The 24,619-nt window shown below is 64.3% G+C and carries 21 protein-coding genes and 1 pseudogene; 17 read left to right on the forward strand and 5 right to left on the reverse strand.

All coding sequences use genetic code 11. The features are described 5' to 3' along the window. Positions 1 to 55 precede the first annotated feature (55 nt). The 3 genes and pseudogenes from ACZ5IQ_RS19680 (at position 56) to ACZ5IQ_RS19690 (ending at position 3,581) form a co-directional block, all read left to right on the forward strand. On the forward strand, positions 56 to 316 hold the full coding sequence (locus ACZ5IQ_RS19680) for a hypothetical protein (protein ID WP_064282751.1): 261 nt from the start codon (positions 56 to 58) through the stop codon (positions 314 to 316). A 363-nt stretch (positions 317 to 679) separates the two neighbouring features. Continuing rightward, a pseudogene (locus tag ACZ5IQ_RS19685) lies at positions 680 to 2,509 on the forward strand (helicase associated domain-containing protein); the annotation flags it as partial. Positions 2,510 to 2,582: 73 nt separating this feature from the next. Further along, a complete protein-coding gene (locus ACZ5IQ_RS19690; RefSeq protein ID WP_236745855.1) occupies positions 2,583 to 3,581 on the forward strand; it encodes a helicase associated domain-containing protein in 999 nt (332 codons plus the stop codon). Here the strand turns inward: ACZ5IQ_RS19690 and ACZ5IQ_RS19695 are convergent. Continuing rightward, a complete protein-coding gene (locus ACZ5IQ_RS19695) occupies positions 3,495 to 3,854 on the reverse strand; it encodes a type II toxin-antitoxin system PemK/MazF family toxin (protein ID WP_464480131.1) in 360 nt (119 codons plus the stop codon). The two genes, ACZ5IQ_RS19690 and ACZ5IQ_RS19695, sit on opposite strands and share 87 nt — an antisense overlap. Beyond that, positions 3,841 to 4,077, reverse strand: coding sequence for a hypothetical protein (locus ACZ5IQ_RS19700; RefSeq protein ID WP_046361779.1), 237 nt, complete (start codon positions 4,075 to 4,077; stop codon positions 3,841 to 3,843). The genes ACZ5IQ_RS19695 and ACZ5IQ_RS19700 overlap by 14 nt, the downstream gene beginning before the upstream one ends. 305 nt (positions 4,078 to 4,382) lie before the next feature. Between ACZ5IQ_RS19700 and ACZ5IQ_RS19705 the strand changes: the two genes are divergently transcribed. From ACZ5IQ_RS19705 to ACZ5IQ_RS19715, 3 genes are all read left to right on the forward strand, one after another. Continuing rightward, positions 4,383 to 5,618, forward strand: coding sequence for an IS256 family transposase (locus ACZ5IQ_RS19705; protein WP_036437208.1), 1,236 nt, complete (start codon positions 4,383 to 4,385; stop codon positions 5,616 to 5,618). A gap of 436 nt (positions 5,619 to 6,054) precedes the next feature. Further along, positions 6,055 to 6,306 (forward strand): transposase, encoded by a 252-nt coding sequence (locus ACZ5IQ_RS19710; RefSeq protein WP_079632918.1) that lies wholly within the window; start codon positions 6,055 to 6,057, stop codon positions 6,304 to 6,306. A gap of 41 nt (positions 6,307 to 6,347) precedes the next feature. Continuing rightward, a complete protein-coding gene (locus ACZ5IQ_RS19715) occupies positions 6,348 to 7,166 on the forward strand; it encodes a hypothetical protein (RefSeq protein ID WP_052765110.1) in 819 nt (272 codons plus the stop codon). 16 nt (positions 7,167 to 7,182) lie between these two features. On the opposite strand, the gene ACZ5IQ_RS19720 is transcribed toward ACZ5IQ_RS19715, so the two are convergent. Next, entirely contained in the window at positions 7,183 to 7,851 is a 669-nt protein-coding gene (locus ACZ5IQ_RS19720; RefSeq protein ID WP_046361780.1) for a TetR/AcrR family transcriptional regulator, read from the reverse strand. 103 nt (positions 7,852 to 7,954) lie between these two features. Between ACZ5IQ_RS19720 and ACZ5IQ_RS19725 the strand changes: the two genes are divergently transcribed. The 6 genes from ACZ5IQ_RS19725 (at position 7,955) to ACZ5IQ_RS19750 (ending at position 15,640) form a co-directional block, all read left to right on the forward strand. Then, positions 7,955 to 9,265 carry a phthiocerol/phthiodiolone dimycocerosyl transferase family protein gene (locus ACZ5IQ_RS19725; protein WP_079632916.1) on the forward strand — a complete coding sequence of 437 codons (1,311 nt, stop codon included), beginning with the start codon at positions 7,955 to 7,957 and terminating at the stop codon, positions 9,263 to 9,265. Between the two features lie 353 nt (positions 9,266 to 9,618). After that, a complete protein-coding gene (locus tag ACZ5IQ_RS19730) occupies positions 9,619 to 10,269 on the forward strand; it encodes a cutinase family protein (RefSeq protein WP_064282769.1) in 651 nt (216 codons plus the stop codon). Positions 10,270 to 10,476: 207 nt separating this feature from the next. After that, entirely contained in the window at positions 10,477 to 11,841 is a 1,365-nt protein-coding gene (locus tag ACZ5IQ_RS19735; RefSeq protein WP_064282754.1) for a cytochrome P450, read from the forward strand. Continuing rightward, the gene (locus ACZ5IQ_RS19740) at positions 11,841 to 12,794 is read left to right on the forward strand and encodes an alpha/beta fold hydrolase (protein WP_079632914.1); all 954 of its coding nucleotides are present in this window, start codon (positions 11,841 to 11,843) and stop codon (positions 12,792 to 12,794) included. The genes ACZ5IQ_RS19735 and ACZ5IQ_RS19740 overlap by 1 nt, the downstream gene beginning before the upstream one ends. A 484-nt stretch (positions 12,795 to 13,278) precedes the next feature. Further along, entirely contained in the window at positions 13,279 to 14,886 is a 1,608-nt protein-coding gene (locus ACZ5IQ_RS19745; RefSeq protein WP_079632912.1) for a 4-coumarate--CoA ligase family protein, read from the forward strand. A gap of 100 nt (positions 14,887 to 14,986) precedes the next feature. Further along, on the forward strand, positions 14,987 to 15,640 hold the full coding sequence (locus tag ACZ5IQ_RS19750) for a TetR/AcrR family transcriptional regulator (protein ID WP_078358322.1): 654 nt from the start codon (positions 14,987 to 14,989) through the stop codon (positions 15,638 to 15,640). Positions 15,641 to 15,660: 20 nt separating this feature from the next. Here the strand turns inward: ACZ5IQ_RS19750 and ACZ5IQ_RS19755 are convergent, their stop codons facing one another. Next, entirely contained in the window at positions 15,661 to 15,978 is a 318-nt protein-coding gene (locus ACZ5IQ_RS19755) for a DMT family transporter (RefSeq protein WP_078358321.1), read from the reverse strand. Beyond that, the gene (locus ACZ5IQ_RS19760; RefSeq protein ID WP_323848553.1) at positions 15,978 to 16,355 is read right to left on the reverse strand and encodes a DMT family transporter; all 378 of its coding nucleotides are present in this window, start codon (positions 16,353 to 16,355) and stop codon (positions 15,978 to 15,980) included. Before ACZ5IQ_RS19760 ends, ACZ5IQ_RS19755 begins: the two co-directional genes overlap by 1 nt. A gap of 218 nt (positions 16,356 to 16,573) precedes the next feature. On the opposite strand from ACZ5IQ_RS19760, the gene ACZ5IQ_RS19765 reads away from it, so the two are divergent. The 5 genes from ACZ5IQ_RS19765 (at position 16,574) to ACZ5IQ_RS19785 (ending at position 24,494) form a co-directional block, all read left to right on the forward strand. Beyond that, positions 16,574 to 17,443 carry an SDR family NAD(P)-dependent oxidoreductase gene (locus ACZ5IQ_RS19765; RefSeq protein ID WP_079632909.1) on the forward strand — a complete coding sequence of 290 codons (870 nt, stop codon included), beginning with the start codon at positions 16,574 to 16,576 and terminating at the stop codon, positions 17,441 to 17,443. Continuing rightward, positions 17,440 to 18,981, forward strand: coding sequence for a flavin-containing monooxygenase (locus ACZ5IQ_RS19770; protein ID WP_464480132.1), 1,542 nt, complete (start codon positions 17,440 to 17,442; stop codon positions 18,979 to 18,981). Before ACZ5IQ_RS19765 ends, ACZ5IQ_RS19770 begins: the two co-directional genes overlap by 4 nt. 531 nt (positions 18,982 to 19,512) lie before the next feature. Next, positions 19,513 to 20,073: a sigma-70 family RNA polymerase sigma factor gene (locus tag ACZ5IQ_RS19775; protein ID WP_464480133.1), complete on the forward strand. Its 561-nt coding sequence runs from the start codon at positions 19,513 to 19,515 to the stop codon at positions 20,071 to 20,073. A gap of 70 nt (positions 20,074 to 20,143) precedes the next feature. Then, positions 20,144 to 21,187 carry a zinc-binding dehydrogenase gene (locus ACZ5IQ_RS19780; RefSeq protein WP_064282760.1) on the forward strand — a complete coding sequence of 348 codons (1,044 nt, stop codon included), beginning with the start codon at positions 20,144 to 20,146 and terminating at the stop codon, positions 21,185 to 21,187. Between the two features lie 112 nt (positions 21,188 to 21,299). Beyond that, positions 21,300 to 24,494: a cytochrome P450 gene (locus tag ACZ5IQ_RS19785; RefSeq protein WP_079632906.1), complete on the forward strand. Its 3,195-nt coding sequence runs from the start codon at positions 21,300 to 21,302 to the stop codon at positions 24,492 to 24,494. The last annotated feature ends 125 nt before the right edge of the window (positions 24,495 to 24,619 follow it).

Consider the following 24,619-nt stretch of genomic DNA (forward strand, 5'->3'; position numbering starts at 1 on the left):
CAGGTCTGGCACGGGGCAAAGCGCACGTGTCGGTGGCTCCTGAGAGGATGAGCATATGAAGGCGAAGAAGCCGAGGGTTCGTGATGGCCAGGGCGGGTTCTCGTTGCCGAACATCCACCTCTATAAGGCGTTAACGTGTCTGTTCGGCACGGCGCTTTTCGCGTGGGGTGCATGGTCGTCGGTGGGTGGCCACTGGTTTGCGGGCGAGCCGGGTGTCCTGCGGGCGGCGCTTGGCGTTTTGTGCGGTGCCGTAGCCGTTGGAATGTCGCGGGAGTTACGTACCGAGTGGGGACGCTATCGGGCCAGCCCCGACTAGGAACGTATCGGTAATCCGAAATAGGAGTGCCGACCAACCGAAGGTGATTTGCAGGTGACACCGACAGGCGCAGAGCAGCCCACCCAGCGCACCCTTCCCGTCCGGCCCGTTCATCGACATCACCGCGGGGAGATCCGGGTGCGGCGGCTGGTCTGTGGCTGAGCGTGATGACCTCGGCGGTGGTCAGCGTCCATGCGCATTTGGAGACGTGGACGCTGCGCAACAGCTTCCCGGCCAGCTATCGTAGATGGCGCAGGTGCCAAACCAGCAGATGCGCCAGTGGTATCAGGACACGTAGCAGACTCTCACTGTTGCCAAAGAGCCGACGAGGCAGCTACTTACAGTTGACAAGGACTTGCGAGTATGGCCGCGCGTAGCAGCCGCTTGCGCCTGCGCCCTTACCAGCGCGACGCGGTGACAGCGATCGACGTCGACGAGGAGCGTGCCCTTGTTGTCGCCGCATGTGGCACGGGGAAGACTTTGATGGCCGCCCACGCGGCGGCAAAGCTGCTTCCTGATGGGCCAGCGGCCGTGCTGGTCGTTTTTCCCACCCTCGGCTTGCTGGAGCAGACTTACCGCACTTGGCGGCGTGAGGCGCCGTTTGTGTTCGACGCGCTGGCGGTGTGTTCAGCGCACCTACGCGACACCGAGGACATCCGCAGCGGCGAGCTGTCCATTGCCAGCACGACGTCACCTCATAAGCTCATTGAATGGCGTCACGAGGTGTCTGGTGTCGGGGTGGTGTTTTGTACGTATCAGTCGTTGCCGGTCATCGCTGCGGCCCATGCCGAGGGGATGGCGGCGTGGGAGGTCACCGTGTTCGATGAGGCGCACCGGACTGCGGGGCTCAAGGGCAAGCCGTTCGCCGCCGCGCTTGATGACAGGCTGATCCCCGCGGCGCATCGGCTGTTCTTCACCGCGACACCGAAGGTGCACAGTGGTCCGCGCACTCGCGGGGGCAAGCCGCGACGGCGTTCGGTGGCCTCCATGGATGACCCTGAGTTGTACGGACGGCAGGTCTTCACCTTGCCCACCCGGGCCGCTATCGAGCAAGGGATTCTGTCACCGTTCAAGGTCGCGGTCATTGCGGTGGCTGATAGCGCGGTGTCGTCAGCGCTCAAGGATCTGCGGATGATCAGTTTGGCGGCCGGCGAGGATGGTGCAGCCCGCGCCGATCATGTCGCCTCCTCGATCGCGCTGACCCAGGCTGCCGCTGATTACGGGTTGTCCAGCGTGCTGGCGTTTCACAATACGATTGCCGCAAGTTCAGAGTTTGCAGCCACTTTTCGCCGCACTCACGCGCTGTTGACGGCCAGGGGCCTTGTCCGTGACGGTCGCGCCGCGAAGGTCATCCATATCGACGGCTCCACCAAGCTCAGTGATCGGCTGGCCGCCACGCAGACGTTGGCTATTCACGACCCTGCGCGGTGGAACATGGTCACCAACGCCCGCTGTTTGACCGAGGGCATCAATATCCCGGCTCTGGATGCCGTGTTCTTCGCCGAGCCGCGATCGTCGGAGGTTGATGTGGCCCAAGCGGTCGGCAGAGCTATCCGCAAGAACCCCAATCATGACCGGCCCGCCCTCATCGTCCTGGCCGTCACAGTCGATGACAGCCAGGACGCCGAAACGGTCATCGACATAAGCGAATTCAAACGCGTGCGCCAGGTCCTTGCTGCGCTGCAGAGCCACGATCCGACACTGAACCGCGATCTCGGACTGGTCCGGCAGCGCCTGGCTGACGGTCCTAGCGCCGATGATGTCACCGACATCGAGACCGATATCCTAGATATCCACCTCCCCGCGAAATTGCCGAAGAAGCTTGCCGCACAGTTTTTTAGCGCTTTCAGCGTTCACACCGTCGACTCGCTGACTCGGCAGTGGGACCAGCATTACCAGGCCGCTCGGGCATTCGCCGCCGAACACGGTCACTCCAACGTGCCCCGCCGGCACCTGGCCCCGTCTGGCGCCGATCTCGGCACCTGGATTCAGCATCAGCGCACCCGGTATTCTCAGGGCCGTCTTCTTGCCCACCGCGTCGAACTTCTCGAGAGCCTGCCTGGATGGGCATGGAACCAGCATGAAGCCATTTGGAACCAGCGATTCAACGCGCTCACGGACTTCATCAAGGCCCATGGCCACCCGTACCCGGACTATAAGTACCGCACGCCCGCTGGGGATGCGCTGGGCATATGGGTCCAAAATCAGCGCGCCGCCTACAAATTGGGGCGTATGCCAGCGCGCCGCGTAGAAACTTTTCGAGTCGCTGCCGGGTTGGACGTGGGATCCGCTCACAGATCAGCAGTGGGAGGCCAACTTCGCTGCGTTAGTCCAGTATGGGGCCGAGCACGGACACACCCGCCCACCCGCGGCGTACCGGGTTGGCGATTTCGCGGTCGGCAATTGGGTGGGGATGCAACGCAGACTTCACAACAACGGAAAGCTGCCCGCTGCACGCGCGAGGCGCCTTGCCGGGCTACCCGGGTGGTCGTGGAAGGCACTTGATGACCAATGGGACATCAATTTCGGGGACTTGGCCGTCTATGCCGCCCAGCACGGACATGCCCGGCCGCCGCAGGCCTACTATGCCGAGTCCGGACTTGCTCTGGGGCACTGGGTTTCCGATCAGCGTCGCCGACGAGCGAAGTTGTCCGATGAGCGCCGCGCGCGGCTGGAATCGCTGCCCGGCTGGGCGTGGAACCCCGCTGAGGCACAGTGGGAAGAGAACCTAGCCGCTCTGACGGCGTTCGCGGTCGAGCACGGGCACGCCTATCCGCCGCGTGACACAGGGGATCCCAGGTTGTTCAAGCTCAACAGTTGGGTGGTCACGCTGCGCCGTCCCGGGCGCCGGGACAGAATGGATCCGCAGCGACGCAAACAGCTCGAAGCGGTGCCAGGCTGGTCGTGGGATCTCCGCCAGGCATCAACGTGGGATGACTCTTTCGCTGCGCTAGCGGCATTCGCGGCCGAGCACGGCCACGCCGACCCACCCGCTGATTACCACTCGCCGGACGGCATTAATGTGAGCGACTGGGTGCGCCAGATGCGTCGGCCTTCGCGCCGCCGAAAGCTGCACCCTCGTCGGCGCGATCAGCTTGAAGCGTTACCAGGATGGCACTGGGGCATCGCCGAGACTGGACCTGCGCTCGGCGCGAACTCATCGGGGCTTGCGGCCGGGTCATCGGTCGAGTCCGAGGATGAGGGCCACGGACTTCTCGATGTGGCTCATCGTGGGTCTGTTGAGCGTTCCGAGGTGGCGCAGTAGTCGTCCTCGGGCGATGCCTCGGACTGCCCGGCAGACTGCGACGCTGTTGGTGTCGACGCCTTCATCGGGGGTGATCGGTGGCCGGAGGCTTGTCGGTGTGCGCGAACTCGACACCGGTATCACCACGACGAGTTCGGTGGGATTCGGATCGCCGGTGAGGAGTTCGTCAGCCGACACGATGACGGCGGGCCGGTGTTTGGCGGGTTCGCCGGGGCGGCCGGCGCCGAAGGCGACCAGCCACAGTTCGCCCCGGCGGGGATTAGTCGATTCCATCGGCGTCGGCCTGTTCCCAGTCGCGGTCCTCCTCGATGACGGCTGGGTTGGCGGCTTCTGCGCGGGTGGCGGCGCGTTCCTCGGCGAAGGCGGCGTCCCTTTCGGCGCGGTGGGACCATTCGTCGAGGAGTGCGACGACGGAGATGCCGCGGTCGCGGGCTTGTGCATTGAGGCGATCACGAGTGGTAACCGGTACGCGGATCGTTGTTGTAGGTGTAGACATGATCCCAGAATAAACTGTAGACAACTGTATCTACAGGGCTGTTTGGTCTCTTCGGTCCAGCGATCCCGGAACTTAGGGCATGGCGAGGATGGAGTTGCGTCGAACGCGGCATGGCTGGGAGGAGCCGCCGCCCCCTCTGTACTGCGTAAATGGGCAGGCTAAGTCCCCTGGGGTGGTGGGAATTCGGGGACGGGGCTGAGGTGGGCGGAGATGTTCAGGCCGTGTCGGTGCCGGTGTTGGGGTGGGCCATCGCGTAGTGGTCAGTGAGTTACGTACCAAAGTGACTCACCGAAGGAAACCGCGCGATGACCCTTGACCATTCTGCCCTGCTCGCTCAGCTCGATGCACTGAAGTCCGCTGACTCGGGTGCGGTGTTCGCCGAGTTGATCCGTTCCGGGTTGCAGCAGCTCATCGAGGCCGAGGCCACCGCGGCGATCGGCGCGGGCCGTTACGAACGCAGCGACGGCCGCACGGTGCACCGCAACGGGCACCGCCCCAAGACCGTCTCCACGACCGCCGGGGACATCGAGGTGCAGATCCCCAAGCTACGGGCGGGATCGTTCTTCCCGTCGCTGCTGGAACCCCGCCGGCGTATCGACAAGGCGCTGCACGCGGTCATCATGGAGGCCTACGTGCACGGGGTGTCCACCCGCAGCGTCGATGACCTGGTGACGGCGATGGGCGTGCAGACCGGGGTGTCCAAGTCGGAGGTGTCGCGGATCTGCGCCGGCCTGGACCGCGAGATCACAGCGTTTCGGGAACGCTCGCTGACCCACACCAGCTTCCCCTACGTGTTCTGCGATGCCACCTTCTGCAAGGTCCGCGTGGGGGCGCACGTGGTCTCCCAGGCCCTGGTGGTCGCGACCGGCGTGTCGATCGACGGCACCCGTGAGGTGCTGGGCACCGCGGTCGGTGACAGCGAGTCGTTCGAGTTCTGGCGCGAGTTCCTCGCCTCGCTTAAGGCGCGCGGCCTATCGGGGGTGCACCTGGTCATCTCCGATGCGCACGCTGGGTTGAAAGTCGCTGTGGCACAGCAGTTCACGAACTCATCGTGGCAGCGGTGCCGGGTGCATTTCATGCGGAACCTGCATACCGCGGTATCGGCCAAACACGCCCCGGCGGTTACCGCGGCGGTCAAGACCATCTTCGCTCACACCGAACCCGACGAGGTCGCCGCGCAGTGGGACCGGGTCGCCGACACCCTGGCCGCGTCGTTCCCGAAGGTGGCCGCGATGATGGGCGAGGCCAAGACCGACGTGTTGGCGTTCACTGCGTTCCCGAAGGCGCATTGGCAGAAGATCTGGTCGAATAATCCGATAGAGCGTCTGAATAAAGAGATCAAGCGTCGGGCCGATGTCGTGGAGATCTTCCCCAATCCGGCGGCGTTCCTTCGCCTGGCCACCGCGGTGGTCATCGAATCCCACGACGAGTGGCAGGTCACCCGCCGCTACCTCTCCGATGTCTCCATGGACGAACTACGCGCCGTGATCGCCGCCAAACACGCCGCGGCAGCACTTGCCAAACAACACCAAATCGCCTAGCGTTCACCATGACTCGTTGATCACAACGCGTGAACCACGCCAGATCCGAAGTCCACCACTCCCCGGGACGCTATCAATGGGCATCCACTACGGGGTGGCGCCGGACGTGTGCTGATCGGAACGCAGCACTGCCAGACGTGTGGCATTCACCGTTCGATCTGCTGTCAGAAATGGGAAGAATTGCGTTTGATGCAACAACTGCGCGCCAGAGGAGTGTCAGCATCGCGGCATCTGGGAGGCCGCTGAATAATCGGCGTGCCTTCGTGGTGGGGTTGGTGTGAGCTGGGATAATAGGCTACGCGTCCAACAACTCCCGATCCGGCCGCTCCGCACCCTGCACAAACCAAAAACGCGAACATACTGCCCGGCGCCACCAAATGACCCACCAGGATCCTCGAGCTCACCGTCGCCGAACAAGTCCAGGCGATGATCAGCCATGTTTACTTCGGGTAGGGGACGGCCGTCGATCCCGGCGTCGGTGATGGCCTCGGTTCTGGTGTTGCAGACGTTGCAGGACCTGTCGGATCGCGAGACCGCTGAGGCGGTCCGGTGTGATCTGCGGTGGAAGGTCGCTACCGGGATGGCGTTGGACGACAAGGGTTTTGATCCGTCGACGCTGGTGTACTGGCGCAACGACTGGCGAAATCGGAGCGGCCGCAGCGGATCAACGACGCGGTACGCGCGGTGATCACACAGACCGGGGTGATGACTGGTCGGCGTAGGCGGGCGGTGGATTCCACGATTCTGGCTGACGCGGTGGCCACCCAGGACACCATCACCCAGCTGATTTTGGCGATCCGCCGGGTCGGGCGGGTGGTACCCGGGGGCAGCGAGGCCATCGCGGCGGTGTGCACCGGGCATGACTACAGCCGTGCGGGGAAGCCTCAGATCGACTGGGAGGAACCCGGCGCCAAGGACGCGTTGGTCTCGGCGCTGGTCAACGATGCGAACGCCCTGTTGGAGGCACTGGCCGGGATTGACGAGCAGATCGCTGCCGAGGAGATGGTGGCGGCGGCGTTGGCCAAGATGTCGAACCAGCTGAAGGCTCAGACGGCACCGACGGGCGGTGGCGTATCGGCCCGTCGGGTCGCCCCGGACGGGGTGATCTCCCAGGTCGACCCCGACGCCCGCCATACCCGTAAGTCACCTGAGGCACACCGGGATGGGTGTCGGGCGCATGTGGTGGCCGAACCCGAGACTGGGATCATCACCGATGAGGCGTTGACCATGGCCGCCGGAACCGAGAATTCCGATGCCGCGGTCGCCGAGCAGTTCCTGACCGAGGACACCACCACCAGTGGTGGTGGGCGTGAGTGGTATGGCGATTCTGCTTACGGCACAGTCGATTTGCGTGGCGCGATCCGCGATGCCGGCCACGATCTCGAATTCAGTGCGAGGTACATGGTGCAACTCATCATCACCGGCCAAGACGCACTCGAACCTTCGGCGGCCATCGAGGTGACGAGCCGACTCCGCCTCGTCGCGGGCGACAGCACAGCCCGGCCTCCCGAGGGCACGGTGCTGTCTACGCCGGAGGATTCGCGATAGTCACCCTTTCCGAGGGTCAGAATCGCAGCGTGGCTGGGAGCGATCTGGGACCTCGGTACGAGCCCGGGCCCCCGGTGAGGTACGGGCTACAAGCACTCGCTAGGCTCTCCAGCGCGATCTTGGCCCGTTCGCGATCTCTATACACAAGGAAATGCAGCACGATACCGTCCAGGGCAGCCAAGATCAGCCGAGCGGTCTGCTCGATGTCAATACCGCCCGCGGCGACCGTACCCTCGACCGCTGTCCTCAACGCATTGGCGACAAGAGCGCAGTTGCGGTCGTACTGCCGTTGCGCCATCCAGTGCGAGTCAGGGTGGCGCAAACAGTAGATCATGAGCTCAAATTGCATCAGCTGGAAGGACGGATCGTCTTCGACGAGGCTCCAGAAGACAAACAGCGCCTCGCGCACCGCGTTCTCGGGTGTCGAATGTTTCCGAGCCTGCGGGTGTTGCGCATCGCGCCGCAGCGCTTCGACTTGGTCGCCAACGAAATCTATGACTGCGCAGATCAATTCGTCTTTGTCCGTGAACGTGTGGTGCACCGAACTTAACGGGAGGCCGGATTGCTCGGCCACCTTGCGGGTGGTCGTCGCTTCCAACCCCACGTCGGCGATCACCTCTATCGCCGCGTTGATGAGCTGCTGACGACGTTCGAGGGCGCGCTGTGATCGGAGACTCTTTGACACCTGATCAGCCTACCTCTAAGTTGGGTCATGTGACCCCGGGTCACATGACCCAGATATTGTGGGTCGAAGTTGGATCCGCAATGAATCGAGAGGGACTTTCAAAATGGCAGATCACCGCGCGACAGCAGCGACCCAATCGCTGATTCGTCCGCTGGACCTGAGCGAGGAGGTGTACGCCAGCTTTGGCAGCTTCGTCGGATACTGCGTTCGTGCAACTGGGCATATCGATGTCGCGGCGATGACGCGCGCCCTTGCCCAACTGCGATCGTGTTATCCAGTGCTCGCCACCCGAATAGTCCCACTGGGCACCGGGCGGCACGCTATCACCGCAGAAAGAGACGATGCTGACCCCACCTACGTGACCGTCACCTCGGGGCGCGGCTCACCGCCTCTGCGTGGCTTGACGATGCGCCAGCAAGACCAAGTGTGCGCCGTGCACATCGCCGAAGGAGAAGGCGATACTACTGTCGCCTTCTTCACCCACCACAGCGTGGCTGACGGGCAGCATTCTCTGGTCCTTCTCACTCAACTGTGGTCGATGTACACCGATATCGTTGCCGGACGCCCATCCCCCACCCTAACTCCCCACCCGTACCCTGAGTCGGCCGAGGCCCTGCTGCTGGCACGCGGTTACCCTGACGCTACATCGTCGGGCTCAGTTCCATTGCCCTGCAATGACATCAGCGACACCGCCGTCGCGAACGACGCTGCGTCCGCCGAGTTCATCCGGCTGCGGCTGCCGCCGGCGCAGACAACACAACTCATCTCCAACGCACGGTCGCAGCACACGACAGTCAATGGCGTCATCTCGGCTGCGTTGATTCTTGCCGAAGCGCAGGTACGTTCCGTCGACGTGCGCGAGATCGCCTACATGTACACCGTCGACCTACGCTCACGTCTGAACCCGCCGGTGGGACTCACCGAGGGCACGAATGTGATAGCCCCGGTGTTTGCGACAGGGGCCGATGTCGCTGGGGACGGAATGTACGAGATGGCCCGCAAACTCAATACCAAGCTCGCAGCGGATCTGGACCGAGGCATGATCGCCGAGCTCTTGGGACTAGTGGCGGCACTATCCAATGACGAGTTCCCCGAACTGCCCGCAGTGCTGACTCCCGGGGAAACACTGAGCAGCACCAACTGGGGGCGGATACCCGAACTCGTTACCCCGCCGAGCGTTTCGCTCATCGATTTTCACCCAGCATCCTATCAACAATGGCAGTCGCCACAGGGACTCGACATCCCCGGCCTGCACATGACAGAAAGCGCGTACATCACCACCTTCAACGGATCCCTGGCCATCGATTTCGCCAGTTCCGACAATCCTGACCTGGCAGCAGCTCGCGCGGCCGCCACGCGACAACTCCTGACCCCAGAGGACGTGCAGAACGTCGTCGACGACGGCGGAGAGTGAGCCCGCTGCTTACCCTTGAGGTGCAGGCGCTCAGACCCTTGTCTCGGTTGCGGTAACCGCGATCACCAGCTGGCGCTCCGGGGTTGGCCGACGCCGACGCCAAGACCCTTCACAGCCCACCAATCCGATCGTGATGCCATGAATCATGCGCCGACCAACCGCAGTCTCGTGGCGCTCGCGATCCCCTCAGCTCACATTCGAACTCCCACTGGAGAACCAACATGCATGACACCCGCCTGAGGTCTGGACAACGTAGATTCCGATCGACTTCGCATCCCACCATCGCCGACAAAAAGGCCGGAACGTTGACGTACGCCGGACGACGCCGCCTACCCCTTCTGCTAACGGTAGCCCTGACGGCCCTCGCGTCGTCGTTGACACTCATCCCCGCGGCGTCCGCCGACCCCTGCCCAGGAGTCGAGGTGGTCTTCGCTCGCGGCACCTTCGAAGCGCCAGGACCCGGGCAAACAGGACAAGCGTTCGTCGACGCACTGCGCGCCCATCTGCCCGATGAGTCCGTAGATCTCTACCCCGTGAATTATCCTGCCTCCCTCGATTTTCCCCGGGCGGCCGACGGGGTTGCCGACGCGAGCACCAGAGTTGCGGCGATCGCCGCGCAATGCCCGGAAACGCAGATCGTGCTCGGCGGGTACTCACAGGGAGCCGCCGTGGCGGCCTACACCACCACCGACGTCGTTCCGCCGGGATACGCTCTGCCGCCCGGAATTACGGGCCCGCTACCACCCGAGATCGCCGATCATGTCGCCGCCGTAGTGTTGTTCGGCAAACCCACGCAAGGCTTTGTGCACATGCTCGTCCAAACAGCCCCACCCATTACCATCGGCTCGCGGTATGCCGACCGGACCATCGACCTCTGTATGGTTGGGGACCCGGTGTGCTCGCCAGACGGCTTTGAACGCTCCGCCCACAGCGCATATCGCACAGCTGGGATGACCACCGAAGCAGCGCAATTCGCTGCCGACAGAGTGCGTCTTCGCGCCTAAGCGGTCCGTTTCACTCCGAGAGTTAGGGCGGCGCAGGCGAAGGAATCGCGGGACGACAGCCACCACCTCGACCGGATTCCATGGCGATTGCCGGTCAGGATTCTCTTCGCCCCGGCTTTGCACCCACCGAACATTGTGGTGGCACTCACATCGCTGTACGGTACGGAGGGTACTGTTAAGTACCCGACGTCGAAAGGGAGAGAAGACATGAACTCGCTCACTACCCCCTCGGCGGCCCGCCTACCGGAGGCGACCAGGCTCCCCGGCCCGGTTTTGCTCGCCGGCTGGATCTATTTCCGCAGACGTCTTCTGACCGGACTTCAGTGCCGCCACGGGTCGACCTTCACCATGAAGATGGCGCCCTACGGGCGCTGCGTCGTGTTGACCACCGCCGATCTGACCAAGGAACTCTTCACCGCCAGTACTGAGATCGCCGGTAACGGGGTCCCCAACCTCGGCAACGTCCTCGGGCCCGGGTCGACGTTCGCACTGGAGGGCGAAGCGCACCGACGCCGACGCAAGCTCCTGGTACCGCCCTTCCACGGCAGACAGATGAGGGCCCACGAGCAGCTCATGATCGAGGAGACCCGCCGCGAGGCCACGACGTGGCGGATGGGCGAGGAGATGGAGTCCGCCGAGCCATTCATGCGCTTGACGCTCAACATCATCCTGCGCGCCGTCCTCGGCGCCGAAGGCGCACACCTGGAGCAGTTGCGACGCATCATGCCGCCGATGGTGGAACTCGGAGCCAAGCTGACCGCCTCACCGTTCGCCGACCCCGACCGCAGATGGGGGGCTTGGGCACGATTCCGCTCGATGCGTGCCGAGTATGACGCAGTGGTGCTCGACCTCATCGCGGCCACGCGCGCCGATCCGACGCTGTCCGAACGCGACGACGTCCTGGCCATGCTGGTGCAGAGCACCTACGAGGACGGCGAAGCGATGACCGACACCGAGATCGCCGATGAGCTTTTCACCCTGCTCGGCGCAGGGCACGAGACCACGGCCAACACACTTGCCTGGGCCGTCGAACGGCTGCGACGCCATCCTGCGCTCCTCGACCGACTCGTCGAGGAGATCGATCGAGGTGGAACCGAGCTGTTGGCAGCCACGGTGCTCGAGGTCCAGCGCACCCGGCCGGTTGTTACCGAGGTCGCGCGGATGATCGCCGGGGAGCCCCTGCAACTGGGCCAGTGGGTGATCCCGCCGGGCTACCAGATTGTGGTCGCGCTCGACCAGGTACAGCTCGACGAGAACGTTTTCCCTGACCCCATGACGTTCCACCCCGACCGGTTCATTGGCGCCAAACCCGGTATGTACTCCTGGATTCCGTTTGGTGGTGGCACCCGCCGGTGCATCGGTGCCGCCTTCGCCGACATGGAGATGAACGTCGTGTTGCGCACCTTGCTGCAGGACTATGAGCTGTCCCCCACGACAGCCCCGGACGAGAAGTGGCGCTCCCGGGGTGTGGCCTGGACCCCGGGCGACGGTGGCCGGGCCGTCTGGCATCGCCGCACTGTGCCGCAGGTCGTCGGCAGGGTCGACGCCGCGGTCGGCGAGGTCGTGGCGTGATGACCGACCCCCGTGAGGAGTTCGCCGATGTCGGCCAAGGGATCACGTTGTGCTTCGAGCAGATCGGTGACGCCGATGCGACGCCACTGCTACTCGTCGCCGGACTGGGCCAGCAACTGCTGTCCTGGCCGTTACCGCTGTGCGAGGCACTGGCCGGGCGCGGTTTTCGGGTGATTCGCTTCGATAACCGCGACAGCGGCCGGTCGACTCACGCGAGCGCGAAGCCCCCCGGGCTGCTGGCCATGCTCACCGGTCGCTACCCCAGCGATACCTATGGTCTCCACCACCTGGCCCGCGACACCGTAGGGCTGCTGGACGCGCTGGCGATTGAACGGGCCCATGTCTTCGGCGCGTCGATGGGCGGCATGATCGCGCAGGTCGTTGCCAGCCGGTGGCCGCAGCGAGTGGCCAGCCTGACCTCCATGTTCTCCACCACCGGTGCGCCGCGCATCGGACGGCCCGCCTGGTCGACCTGGTTGAGGATGCTCGCCTCGCCACCGTCCTCGGCCCACGAGGCCGCCGACGCCGATGTCGCGACGTACGCTCACATCGGCTCCGTTGGCTTCCCGCAGGACGAAGCCTGGATACGCGACCACGCCGCTGCGGCCTGGCGCCGCGACCCGAGCCCCGGCGGAGCCTCCCGGCAGCTTGCGGCGATACTGGCCACCGGCGACCGCACTGCCGAACTCGCTCGCATAATCGCGCCGACACTGGTGATCCACGGAGACCGCGACCGGATGGTCGCCACATCGGGCGGCCGGGCCACCCACCGGGCCATCGGGCATTCGCGACTGTGGGTCGTACCCGGATTGGGCCACGACTACCCTCCTGCGTTCTGGCCGCAGCTCGTTGACGCCGTCGCCGACCAGGCGGGCACCACCGACCTGCCGCCGCAAGTGCGCGGCGATGTCCAGGCTGCGGCCGCCCCAGGCACCTTCAGCTCGACCATCTAGAAACGGAGAAGCGATGCACCATCAGAGGCCTGATCCGCTCGCCGCCACACTGCGGTCATCACCGGCGCGGCTTCGGGCATAGGGCGGACGATCGAGCAGCGGCTTGCTCGATACGGCTGCCGCGCGATAGGACGTGCGGCGAATCGCTCGGAGCTTCCCCGGGCCACTCGACAAGATCTCGCACGGCAGGCCGATGTTCCACGCCCCGAGAGCTTGGTCTGTAGGGCGACATTCCAAGCAGTCGGCGGGCGAGATGGTCCGCCACGGCCACTCCCCCTTGATCCGACCGAGCGGCCGCATGAGCCAGGACAGCAAGTTCCTCTGCCTGATGTACCCGAGTCCCCTTGTTGGTTGGGCCTGGATCTGACGGCGACGGCAGTGACTCGAACCCTGATCGGGAGGAGGTGGCGAAGCTGATCGACACGTCATACCGGTTGTGGCCACCAAGAGAATTCATCGCCCAACTCGACACCGAAGGAGCGTCGTGACAATCACCAGCCCGTACCCCGAGGTCGAGATTCCCGACACCGGTGTCTACGACTACCTGTTCGGCGAATTATCAGACGCCGATGCCGATCGGGTGGCGCTGGTGGACGCCCCGACGGGCACCGAGCTGACCTACCGGGGTCTGATCACCCGCATCGATGCCTTCGCCGCGGGTCTGGCCGGCCGCGGAATCGGTGTCGGCGACGTCGTGGGTCTGCTTGCCCCCAACAGCTCGGGCTTCGCAGTCGCGTTCCACGGCATCCTGCGCGCCGGGGCGACGGCCACCACCATCAACGCGCTGTTCACCGCCAAGGACATTGCCACGCAGTTGACCGACGCGCACGCCACGATGCTCATCACCGTCTGCGCACTGCTGCCCCAGGCCGCCGAAGGCGCTGCGCACGCCGGCCTGTCCCCCAGCGAGGTAGTGGTGCTCGACGGCGCCGGCCAAGCCGCTGCGGCCGAGCATCTAAGTGTCGATGATCTGCTGGCCTGCGGCGCCGACTCCCCCATGGTCTCGTTCGACGCCGCGACACATCTGGCGGCGCTGCCCTACAGTTCCGGGACAACGGGCAATCCCAAGGGCGTCATGCTCACCCATCGCAACCTCGTGGCCAACGTCGCACAGTTCAGTTCCATCCAGGGGATCACCGCCGATGACGTGATCATCGCCGTGCTCCCGTTCTTTCACATCTACGGGATGACAGTTCTGCTGAACGCCGCGTTGCGCGCCCGGGCCCGGCTGGTCATCATGCCGTCCTTCGATCTGCAGAAGTTCCTGACCAACATCGAGAACCACCGGTGCACCGTTGGCTACATCGCCCCGCCGGTCGCGGTCGCGTTGGCCAAGCACCCAGTCATCGACCAGTTCGATCTGTCGTCACTGAAGGTCGTCATGTCGGGCGCCGCACCCCTGGACGAGGATCTGGGCCATGCCGTCGCCAAGCGGATCAGCTGCCGGGTTGTGCAGGGCTACGGGATGAGTGAACTCTCCCCGGTGAGCCACTGCATGCCCTTCGACGGTGGTGAGCAAAGCGTCGGGGTGACCCCGCCCCTGAGCTCAGTGGGCTGGACTGTGCCAAATGCCGTCAGCAAGATCATCAACCCGGAAACCGGCGCCGAAATCGGCATTCCGGAGTCGGGTCGTAGCGAGGCCGGCGAATTGTGGTTCTCCGGCCCCAATGTGATGGCCGGCTATCTGGGCAACGACAAGGCGACTTCCGAGACCATCGACGGCGACGGGTTCCTGCACACCGGCGACATGGCGTGTGTGGACTCCACTGGTTGCGTGTACATCGTCGACCGGCTCAAGGAACTGATCAAGTACAAGGGGTATCAGGTGCCGCCCGCCGAACTCGAGGCCCTACTGCTGACCCATCCCGGCATCGCCGATGCCGCCGTCATCGGTGTCACCGATGCTGACGGTGAGGAGATCCCGAAAGCTTTTGTCGTCAAGCAGTCCGGCGCCGCCGTCGACGAAGAACAGGTCATGGCGTTCGTGGCCGACAACGTCGCGCCGTACAAGAAGGTGCGCCGGGTGGAGTTCATCGACGCCATACCGAAGTCGGCGTCCGGGAAAATACTGCGCAAGGACCTGCGGGGCTAGCTGCGGCGACCCTCGGTCTGATCACCGCGCCCACGATGACGATTGCACTGAGGCGAGTCTGCGCCGCCGAGCGGCGGCCCAGACTCGCTACAATCCGTCCATGGCTGGCGTCGTGGGGAAAAGGCGCGCAGCGATGAGTCATTCCACTCCTCTGCCGGGCTCAGTCCCCGTCGACGCGCACGAGCGCCTAATCCGAGCCCTGGCGCAGTCCATCGAAGTCAAGGGCTACCGCAAGACCGCTGTTACCGACGTGGTCAGCCTGGCCAAGGCATCTCGTCGGACCTTCTACCGTGTCTTCGGGACCAAAGACGACGCCCTCTTGGCGCTGATGAAGGATGTCAACGCCAGTCTGATCGCGGACCTGCGTGCGGCGGTAGACCCGCGACTGTCGTGGAAGTCGCAGGTGGACAAGGCGATCCGCGTCTATTTCGCTCATGTCGAACGGTGGCCGGCAGTCCACCTGTGCTCCATTCGCGAACTCCCCTACCTGGGAGAGATCGCCGAGCCGGTGATCCGCCAGAGCAACGACGCCTTCGCCTCCCTCATCACCACCATGACCGACAACGAGCAGTTTCGGCGCGCCGGAATCGAACCCGCCACCCGGCTGCACGCGATGATGGTCCAAGGCGCGCTGAATGAACTCGTCGCCGACATCCTGCAGTCATCCGGCCGGATCGCCGACGGAGTGGATCTGGCGATAGCCAGCACGGCGGCACTGCTGTCACTTGACGTCGACACGCCGCAACCGACCTGAGACTCACACGGTTAAATGCGTCAGTGCCCCGCCTCCACGAGCCACACCCCCACAACGATCACCAAGATGCCGCATGCCATGGTCCGCGTCAGCGGCTCTCGCAGGAACAGCCGTGCGAAGATCGCTGTTAGCGCCACTCCGCACGCCGCCCACACGCCATAGGCGATCCCGATCGGCAGGCCGAGCGACAGGCTCCAGGCCAGGCAGGAAAAGGCGATCACGTAACCGAGGATCACGACCAAGTACCACGACGGACGGCCGCGGTCCACGGCGATTTTGAGGCACAGAGTCGCGCTCACCTCGCTGAGGATCGCGAATCCTAGAATCCACCACTGCATCAGAGCTCCCGGCCGATCCGCCGGTGACCAGCCTGCGCGCCCCACTCGACCAGAACGACCCCCACGACGATCAGGGCAATGCCGCCCACCGACGTGCCGGAGAGTGTGTGGCCGAACAGCAGGGCGGCGCACAGGGCGGTCAGGGCGACGCCGCTGGCTGCCCAAATGCCGTACGCCACCCCGACCGCCGTGCCCGACTTCAGAATGCGCACCAGAAGTGCAAACCCGACGCCATACCCGAGGACGACCACCAGATACCACCAGGGGTGTTCCACTGCTGCCTGCATAGCCAGCGACGCCCCCACCTCGGCGGTAATCGCGCAGCTCAGCAAACCCAGAGGAGTTGTCCCCGCCCGCGCCCCCGTGGCCCGGCGCAAACGCCGGGCACCGGGGTTTCCCGGGTATCGCACCCCATCTTCATTCATCAACAAGCCTCTCCGTCCCCGAACAACGTCGCTTGACGCCCATGGGTGCTCTAGAGTACCCATGGGGTAGGTACTCCGTAGTACCGACGATCGACTGGGGTCACGCGCCTCGCACGAGCGAAAAGCGACACGTCACCGCGGCCCGCGTCCGCATCTGGAGAGGAACACCGATGTTCAATCGCAGAACGACACTGACCGGCAGGACCGTAGTCATCACCGGCGCCGGCTCCGGCATCGGCCGGGCGCTGGCGCACCGGCTCTCGACAGCGGGGTGTCCCGTCGCAATCGCCGACGTCGACGAGGTCGGCCTCAAGGAGACCTTGTCGATGCTCTCTGGCGCGTGCCTGACCGACGTGGTGGACGTACGCGACGCCGCGGCGGTGGGTGAGTTCGCCGCGCAGGTGGCATCGTGGGCGCCCGCGCCGATCGGAGCGGTCTTCAACAACGCCGGCGTCGCCCTGAGCGCGAGCATCCGCAACGGTGTCAGCGACGACGAGGACTGGCTGCACGAGATCAACTACCGAGGCGTTGTGAACGGCACGCGCGCCTTCCTGCCACAGTTGCTAGGTCAGTCCGCCGGCGCGATCGTCAACACCTCCAGCGTCTACGGTCTCATCGGAGTCGGCAACGAGAGCGCCTACTGCGCCTCGAAGTTCGCCGTGCGTGGATTCACGGAGTCACTGCGTCACGAGTTGCGCGGCACGGGCGTCCGGGCGGTCACCATCCACCCCGGTGGGGTCAAAACCAACATCGCCCGCAACGGCCGTCTCCGTGAGGACACGGAAGGGTGGGGACGAACACCGGATGACATCGCCGAAGAGTTCGATGCGCTTGCAATGACGACGCCGGAGGCGGCGGCGGACATCATCGTCGAAGGGGTCGAGCGAGGACAGTCGCGGATCCTCGTCGGCATCGACGCCAAGGTCATCGACGCGCTGGTCCGGCTGGCACCGACCCGCTACCCCATCGGCATTGCCGCGGTGCAAGCGGCTCTCAGCTCGCGTGCGGCGAAGCGGCTGGGCACGGTGATGGCCCGATGAGCACCGCGGAGCGACTCGACATCTTGATTGTCGGTGCCGGCCTGTCAGGCATCGGCACCGCCCACCACCTGAAGTCGGCGCATCCGGATCGTAGCTTCGCCATTCTGGAATCACGCCCGCAGATCGGCGGTACGTGGGATCTGTTCCGGTATCCCGGCATCCGCTCGGACTCCGATATGCACACCCTGGGCTACCGGTTCCGGCCGTGGACCGACGCCAAGTCCATCGCCGACGGCGCTTCCATTCTGGACTACATCAAATCCACGGCAACCGAGAGCGGCATCGACGCCCACATCCGGTTCGGGCACCGGGTCGTGGCCGCCGACTGGTCCGCAGCCACCTCGACCTGGCGGGTCAAGGTGATTGCGGGGGAGACCACCCGGTTCTTCGAGTGCTCTTTCCTGGTCATGTGCTCGGGCTACTACTCCTACGATGCCGGCTACACCCCTGAACTGAAGGGCATAGATACCTTTGAGGGTCGGGTAGTCCATCCGCAGCAGTGGCCTGAGGACCTCGATCACTCTGGCCGGGACATCGTGGTCATCGGCAGCGGCGCGACCGCCGTGACGCTGGTGCCCGCCCTCGCGAAGTCCGCGGCTCACGTGACGATGCTGCAACGCTCGCCCACCTACATCATGTCCGTCCCCTCCCAGGACGTCATCGCAAACACCCTGCGTCGGCTCGTGGGTTCAAAGTTGTCCTATCGGCTCACGCGATGGAAGAACGTGGCCACGGCCTGGGCCGTGTATGAGTTGAGCCGCCGGTGCCCGAGCATCATCAGAGCAATGGTGCGCAAGAACGTCGCTGAACACTTGCCGGCAGCCGACGTCGATGCGCACTTCACCCCCAGCTACCAGCCGTGGGATCAGCGGCTGTGCGCGGCCCCAGACGGCGACCTGTTCCGATCGCTGAAGTCCGGACGGGCGTCAGTGGTGACCGACACCATCGACACCTTCACCGACGTAGGCATACGGCTGACGTCGGGCACAACACTGCGAGCCGACATCGTGGTCACCGCAACAGGACTGGACCTACTCTTCTTCGGCGGCATCGACCTCCGCGTCAACGGAAATCGGGTGAACGTAGCCGAGGCCTTCGCTTACAAGGGCATGATGCTCAGCGACGTCCCCAACTTCGTGTACACGCTGGGCTACACCAACTCCTCGTGGACCTTGAAGGCCGATCTGGTCAGTCAGTACCTGTGTCGGCTCATCGAATTCATGGACAGCCACGGCTACACCAGCTGCGTGCCGCACCCCGATGACCTGACGATGCCGCGCCGGCCGCTGTTCGACTTCGAGGCCGGCTACGTCAAACGGGCGCTCGACCGCATGCCCAGCAGCGGGCCCCGCGCGCCATGGCGACAAGGCATGAACTACATCGAAGACGTCATCACGATGCGACACCGCGCCATCGACGACGGAGTGCTGCAGTTCCACCGGACCGAACACGCGCAGCCCGGACAGGACCCGTCCACTGCGGAAAACCATCGCCCCGACCCCAGCCACTGCGAAACGGGGGGGTCACGTCGTTCGTGAGTATTCGTCCAGGGATGAAATCCACAGCGAGACCCCGCAGCGGGGAGCAAGCCCCTTGAGCAGGCATCGCGCTGACACGTGTAAGAGGCCCGCTTGGGATGTCGCTGAGGACATGGAAAGCCCCGCCAGCATCCTCGACTGCCCGCCGCACCACGGCCTGAGGGCTGCAGCTGCTTCGAAGAACAGCGAGGTCATCGACACCATCGAGGCGCACGACGTCTGGTGCCCGTCGGCCTTCAATCCGCACGGGTTCGGGCATCAGTTGGGTGTGCGGGTCATACCGTCGACAGCCACAGCAGCGGGCGGGCGATGTCATCGACCGGGGTCATGCCATCGTGCCACTCGAAGTACCGCCGTCGTCCGGACCGCTTACTGCAAGGCTCCTTCCACATGTAAAGGCGAGCTGAAATGACAACGACGCGCGACGCATACGAGAGCTCAACGAAGTCCGTTGTCCGAGAGGCTCTTTCCCCGACCCGTGCTGTCAGCGATCATCCGCACCGGAGAACGGCCGACGAGGCCGCCGGCACTGTGGGGGCGTCTGCGCGCTTCGCTGAAGCGGTCCTGCCGCTGGTCAACGATCTTCTCCGCGCGGCCCGCAGGCTGACTCGGAACCACGCCGACGCCGAGGACCTGGTGCAAGAAACCATGCTCAAGGCTTTCGCCGGCTTCTCCACGTTTCAGCCCGGAACAAACATCAAAGCCTGGCTGCTGAGAATCCAGTCCAACACCTGGATCAGCTTCTATCGCGCACGTGCGCGTCGGCCCGAGGAACTGCTCACCGGTGGCCTCAACGATGTGGAATCAACTCGCGGTCAACGTCACGGGCCATCGGCCCGGTCCGCCGAACAGGCCGCCCTCGACACCGTCGCTGACGACGACGTCAAGAACGCACTAGAAGGACTCACAGAACCGCAACGCCTCGTTCTCTACCTCGCAGACATCGAGGGCTTCCGCTACAAAGAGATAGCCCGAATCGCGGGAGTGCCTCTGGGAACGGTCATGTCGCGACTCCATCGTGCACGCGTCGCTGTCCGCAAACACCTGCTCAGTCTCGGCGACGGCCGTTACGCAGATGGGCGCGGACTCTGAGTATCCGGAGCGCGTCCACCCAACGACGACTCGCTGTCGTCCATCAACTCAGCTACGACAAGGACACGTTATGAACGATTCAATGCGCGCGCAGCGCTTCTACGCCGACACCGGCACAGTGGTCATCGAAGACGTCGCCATCCCCATCGCGGGCCCCGGCGAGGTACTGGTGAAGGTCGCATTCTGCGGAATCTGCCATTCTGACCTCAGCCTGCTGGACGGCACGTTCCCCGCCGAACTCCCCGTCATCACCCAGGGGCACGAAGCGTCGGGCACCATCGCTGCCCTCGGACCCGACGTATCGGGCTGGGCGGTGGGCGACCGCGTGGTGGTGGCCGCGGGCCGCACCTGCGGGACATGCGCGAAGTGTGCGCGGGGCGACGCCGCGAACTGCCTGAGCCCGAGCATCATGGCCTTCGGCTACGACGGCGGCTGGGCCGAATACACTGTCGCACAAGCTATCGGGCTCACACGAATTCCTGACAACGTCTCGCTCGAGCACGCCGCGATCCTCGCCGATGCAGTGTCAACACCATTCGGCGCCGTAGTACGGACCGCCAACGTGCGCGTCGGGGAGTCCGTCGGCGTCTGGGGTGTCGGCGGGGTCGGTACACACATCGTGCAACTAGCCCGCCTGGTCGGCGCCGCACCCATCATCGCCGTCGACATCAAACCGGCTGTGCTCGACCGCGCGCTGGATCTCGGTGCCGACTATGCCTTCGATGCCCGCGATCCTGAACTGATCTCCAAGATCGCCGCCGCCACTGACGGCGAAAACCTCAACGTCAGCTTCGACGCAGTGGGGGTGACCACGACGTTCGAGCAGGCACTTGCCGCCGTAGCTGTGGGAGGCAAACTCGTGGGTGTCGGTATGAGCGCCGACACTCCCTCCCTCGGGTCGACGTCAGACTTCAACTTCGGGCACCGACAGGTACTCGGACACCTCGGCTACCACAACGAGGACATCGGCACTCTGGCGACACTCGTCTCACGCGGACGCCTCGACCTTTCTCGCTCGATCAGTCAGATCGTGCCGCTGGACGACGTGCAACGAGGCATCGACATGCTCAAGGAACCCGAAGGCAACCCGATCCGCATCCTGGTCAAACCCTGATCAGACCCGCAGCGGGCCACAAAGAACGTCTGGCGCGGTACTTCCCGCGATAGCTCTCACATGATCGACCCGTCGCCACGCCTGAGCCCCCCGACACGGGAAGGAACCCATCTTGACCACCTCACCTGTTGCTCTCTTCGGCTCTATCCCCGAGCCACCAGGACTACCGCTGGTTGGGCACACCTTCAGCGTCCCGCGCGAGAACCCCATGCAGTGGATGATGGCCCAGGCCAAGGAACTGGGACCGATCATGCGGCTGAGGATCGCGAACACCAACACGATCGTCGTCTCGGACGGAGACCTGGTGGCCGAACTCTCGGACACCGAAAGGTTCTGTAAGAGCGTCTACACCGAGCTAGTTCAGCTGCGCGACATCGGCGGCGACGGCCTGTTCACCGCTTTCAACGATGAACCCAACTGGCGCAAGGCCCACAACATTCTGCTCCCCGCGTTCTCGCTCGAGGCTATGAGCCAGTACCACGCGACAATGGTCGATGTCGCGCGAAAGCTCCTCGATCGGTGGGACCGTTACGCAGCCGCTGCCTCAGTAGTAGAGGTACCGGAGGACATGACGCGGTTGACCTTCGACACCATCGGCCTGTGCGGTTTCGGTTTCGACCTGGAATCGTTCCAGCGAGAGACCCCTCATCCCTTTGTCGAAGCCATGAGCCGAGCGCTGCACCACGCGCAAGGTCTGGCGGCGACCCTGCCGATCATGAACGCGTTCAAACGCACAAGCGGCGAGCAGTACGAGCGCGACATCGCTTTGATGCACAACGTGGTGGACGACGTTGTGCGCCAGCGCCTCGAATCTGGCGACAACCACACCGACGACCTGCTCGGCCGCATGCTCAACACTGCTGACAAAGACACCGGGCAACGCCTGGACCCGGAGAACGTCCGCAACCAAGTCATCACCTTCCTGGTCGCCGGACACGAAACTACTAGCGGTGCAATGTCTTTTGCTCTCTACTACCTCGCCAAGAACCCAGCGGTGCTGGCCCGCGCCCAAGCTGAAGTCGATACCTTGTGGGGAACCTCGGACGACATCGATCCGTCCTACACCGACATCGGACGGTTGACCTACGTGCAGCAGATCCTCAATGAAACTCTTCGGCTGTGGCCGACAGCTCCTGGCTACGCTGTCGAACCCTTCGAAGATACTGTCATCGGCGGACGCTACGCAGTCAAACGCGGCGACGTGGTCACGATCCTCACCCCGCCTCTACATCGTTCACCTGAATGGGGCGACAGCGTTGAAGCATTCGATCCCGAGCGCTTCAACACCGAAAACGTCAGCAAACGACCCATGCACCTGTACAAGCCCTTCGGCAACGGTGAACGCGCCTGTATTGGACGGCAATTCGCACTCCACGAAGCAACCCTTGTCCTGGCCATGATCATTCACCGGTACCGCCTCAACGACTACTCCAACTATCAACTCAAGATCACCGAAGCCTTGACGATCAAACCGGGCGGCCTGACGCTGAAGCTGGCCCGCCGCCTACCCGCTGATCGCAGCGTTCGGCCGGCCGACACCGGGCGCCACGCCAGCACTGTGGTGGCGCAGCCAGGCAACGCAGTCGAGCTGGGAACCACGCTCACGGTGCTGCACGGGTCCAATTTGGGCACATCGGCACGGCTGGCCCGTGATATCACCGACCGCGCAACACAAGCCGGCTACAACGCCACGCTGGGTTCCCTGAACGATGCGGTCGGGCAATTGCGTCCGGACTCGGTGGTACTGGTGGTGGCGTCGTCCTACAACGGCAGGCCCACCGACGACGCCGACGAATTCCTGCCCTGGCTGGAATTCGTGACCCCTGGCTCCCTCGACGGACTGCGATACGCAGTTCTAGGAGTCGGTGACCGCAACTGGGCTGCCACCTACCAACACGTCCCCACCATGATCGACGCACGCTTGTCAGCCGCCGGTGGGCACCGGCTCATCGACCGCGGCGCCGCAGACGTCGCCGGGGACTTCACCGGAGAAGTCGAACGCTGGAACACCGACCTGTGGGCGACGATCCTGCCTCGTGACGGCATCACCGCCGAGCCGCCGGATGAACACGACGCCGGCCTCACCATCGAGTCAGCAGTGTGGTCGTTGGACCAGGACCTGCAGAGCAGGCACGGTCTCGAACCGATGACGGTCGTTTCGGCCCATGAATTGGTCGACACCACGCACCCACTGGGGCGATCGAAGATGTTTCTTCGCCTCGAACTACCAGCAGGGACGACGTATCGCACCGCCGATCACCTTGCACTGCTTCCGCAGAACCCGGCCGAGCTGATCGCACGAGTGCAACGTCGCTTCGGTGCCGATCTCACCGAGCTGGTGATCATCCGCCGTCATGGTCGGGTCCCGGGTCACATCCCCACCGAACGACCCATCACCTTGGGCGAGGTCTTCAGTCGATACGTGGAACTGCAGTGCCCGGTCACGATCGAGCAGATCGAGGCATTGATCGCGCGGTGCTCATGCCCGCCCGAGCGCACGGCGTTGCAGAAGCTCGTCGACGATGCCGACGAGTTCGCTGCCAGAATCACGACCGCTCGAGTGTCGCTGCTGGATCTACTGGAAAGCTATCGGTCGGTCGAGCTCGGCGTCGACACCTTCCTCGCTATGCTGCCGGCACTGGCTCCGCGGCGGTACTCTGTATCGTCGTCACCGGCCGCGCAGCCAGGCCACGTCGACTTGATGGTGGCCGCTGTCGATGCCCCTCACCTGTCAGGCGAGGGAACATATCGCGGAACTGCCTCCACCTACGTGAGCCGACTGCAACAAGGAGACACGGTGCTGGGCCGCGTGCTGCCGTGCTCAGATGGCTTCCGTCTGGAGAATGATCAACCGGCAATCGTCATCAGCGCTGGCACCGGACTGGCACCGTTTCGTGGCGTGATCCAGGACCGGGCCCACAGCGCAGACGCCGCACCGCTGCTCTGCTACTTCGGTTGCGATCACCCTGATGTCGACTTCCTTCACCGCGCAGAACTCGAGGAAGCACAATTGAACGGCGTAGTTGATCTACGGCCCACGTATTTCGCTGCACCCGAGGACAACTGCCCGTTCGTTCAGGATCGCATCGTTAAGGAGGGCCGCGAGGTCTGGCACATGATCGAGGAAGAACAGAGGCAGTTGCGAGTGTGCGGGGACGGGGCTCGATTGGTTCCGGGGGTCAAGCGAGCCCTGCTCGATGTCTACCGCACTCGATCGGGTAACGACGACCAAGAGCGAGCCCTCGCCTGGCTCGAAGAGCTCACCGCCAGCGGCAGACTCGTCATCGATGCCTGGTCTTCCAAGTAGTGCCACAGTGTGCCCGTCGGACTCGCCGCGCCAACGTGGCCGCGCGAGTCTGACGGATACACTCCCAGACGCTCCTAGCGGAGCGACGACACAACCAGCGCCTCGACCAACTCCGGCAAACACCC

Source organism: Mycobacterium toneyamaense (genome assembly GCF_055384815.1).

Bases quoted from the DNA above. Each gene is read 5' to 3' on its own strand.
- ACZ5IQ_RS19680 (WP_064282751.1), top strand. From the start codon at position 56: ATGAAGGCGAAGAAGCCGAGGGTTCGTGATGGCCAGGGCGGGTTCTCG.
- ACZ5IQ_RS19695 (WP_464480131.1), bottom strand. From the start codon at position 3,854: ATGGAATCGACTAATCCCCGCCGGGGCGAACTGTGGCTGGTCGCCTTC.
- ACZ5IQ_RS19700 (WP_046361779.1), bottom strand. From the start codon at position 4,077: ATGTCTACACCTACAACAACGATCCGCGTACCGGTTACCACTCGTGAT.
- ACZ5IQ_RS19705 (WP_036437208.1), top strand. From the start codon at position 4,383: ATGACCCTTGACCATTCTGCCCTGCTCGCTCAGCTCGATGCACTGAAG.
- ACZ5IQ_RS19710 (WP_079632918.1), top strand. From the start codon at position 6,055: ATGTTTACTTCGGGTAGGGGACGGCCGTCGATCCCGGCGTCGGTGATG.
- ACZ5IQ_RS19725 (WP_079632916.1), top strand. From the start codon at position 7,955: ATGGCAGATCACCGCGCGACAGCAGCGACCCAATCGCTGATTCGTCCG.
- ACZ5IQ_RS19735 (WP_064282754.1), top strand. From the start codon at position 10,477: ATGAACTCGCTCACTACCCCCTCGGCGGCCCGCCTACCGGAGGCGACC.
- ACZ5IQ_RS19740 (WP_079632914.1), top strand. From the start codon at position 11,841: ATGACCGACCCCCGTGAGGAGTTCGCCGATGTCGGCCAAGGGATCACG.
- ACZ5IQ_RS19750 (WP_078358322.1), top strand. From the start codon at position 14,987: ATGGCTGGCGTCGTGGGGAAAAGGCGCGCAGCGATGAGTCATTCCACT.
- ACZ5IQ_RS19755 (WP_078358321.1), bottom strand. From the start codon at position 15,978: ATGCAGTGGTGGATTCTAGGATTCGCGATCCTCAGCGAGGTGAGCGCG.
- ACZ5IQ_RS19765 (WP_079632909.1), top strand. From the start codon at position 16,574: ATGTTCAATCGCAGAACGACACTGACCGGCAGGACCGTAGTCATCACC.
- ACZ5IQ_RS19770 (WP_464480132.1), top strand. From the start codon at position 17,440: ATGAGCACCGCGGAGCGACTCGACATCTTGATTGTCGGTGCCGGCCTG.
- ACZ5IQ_RS19780 (WP_064282760.1), top strand. From the start codon at position 20,144: ATGAACGATTCAATGCGCGCGCAGCGCTTCTACGCCGACACCGGCACA.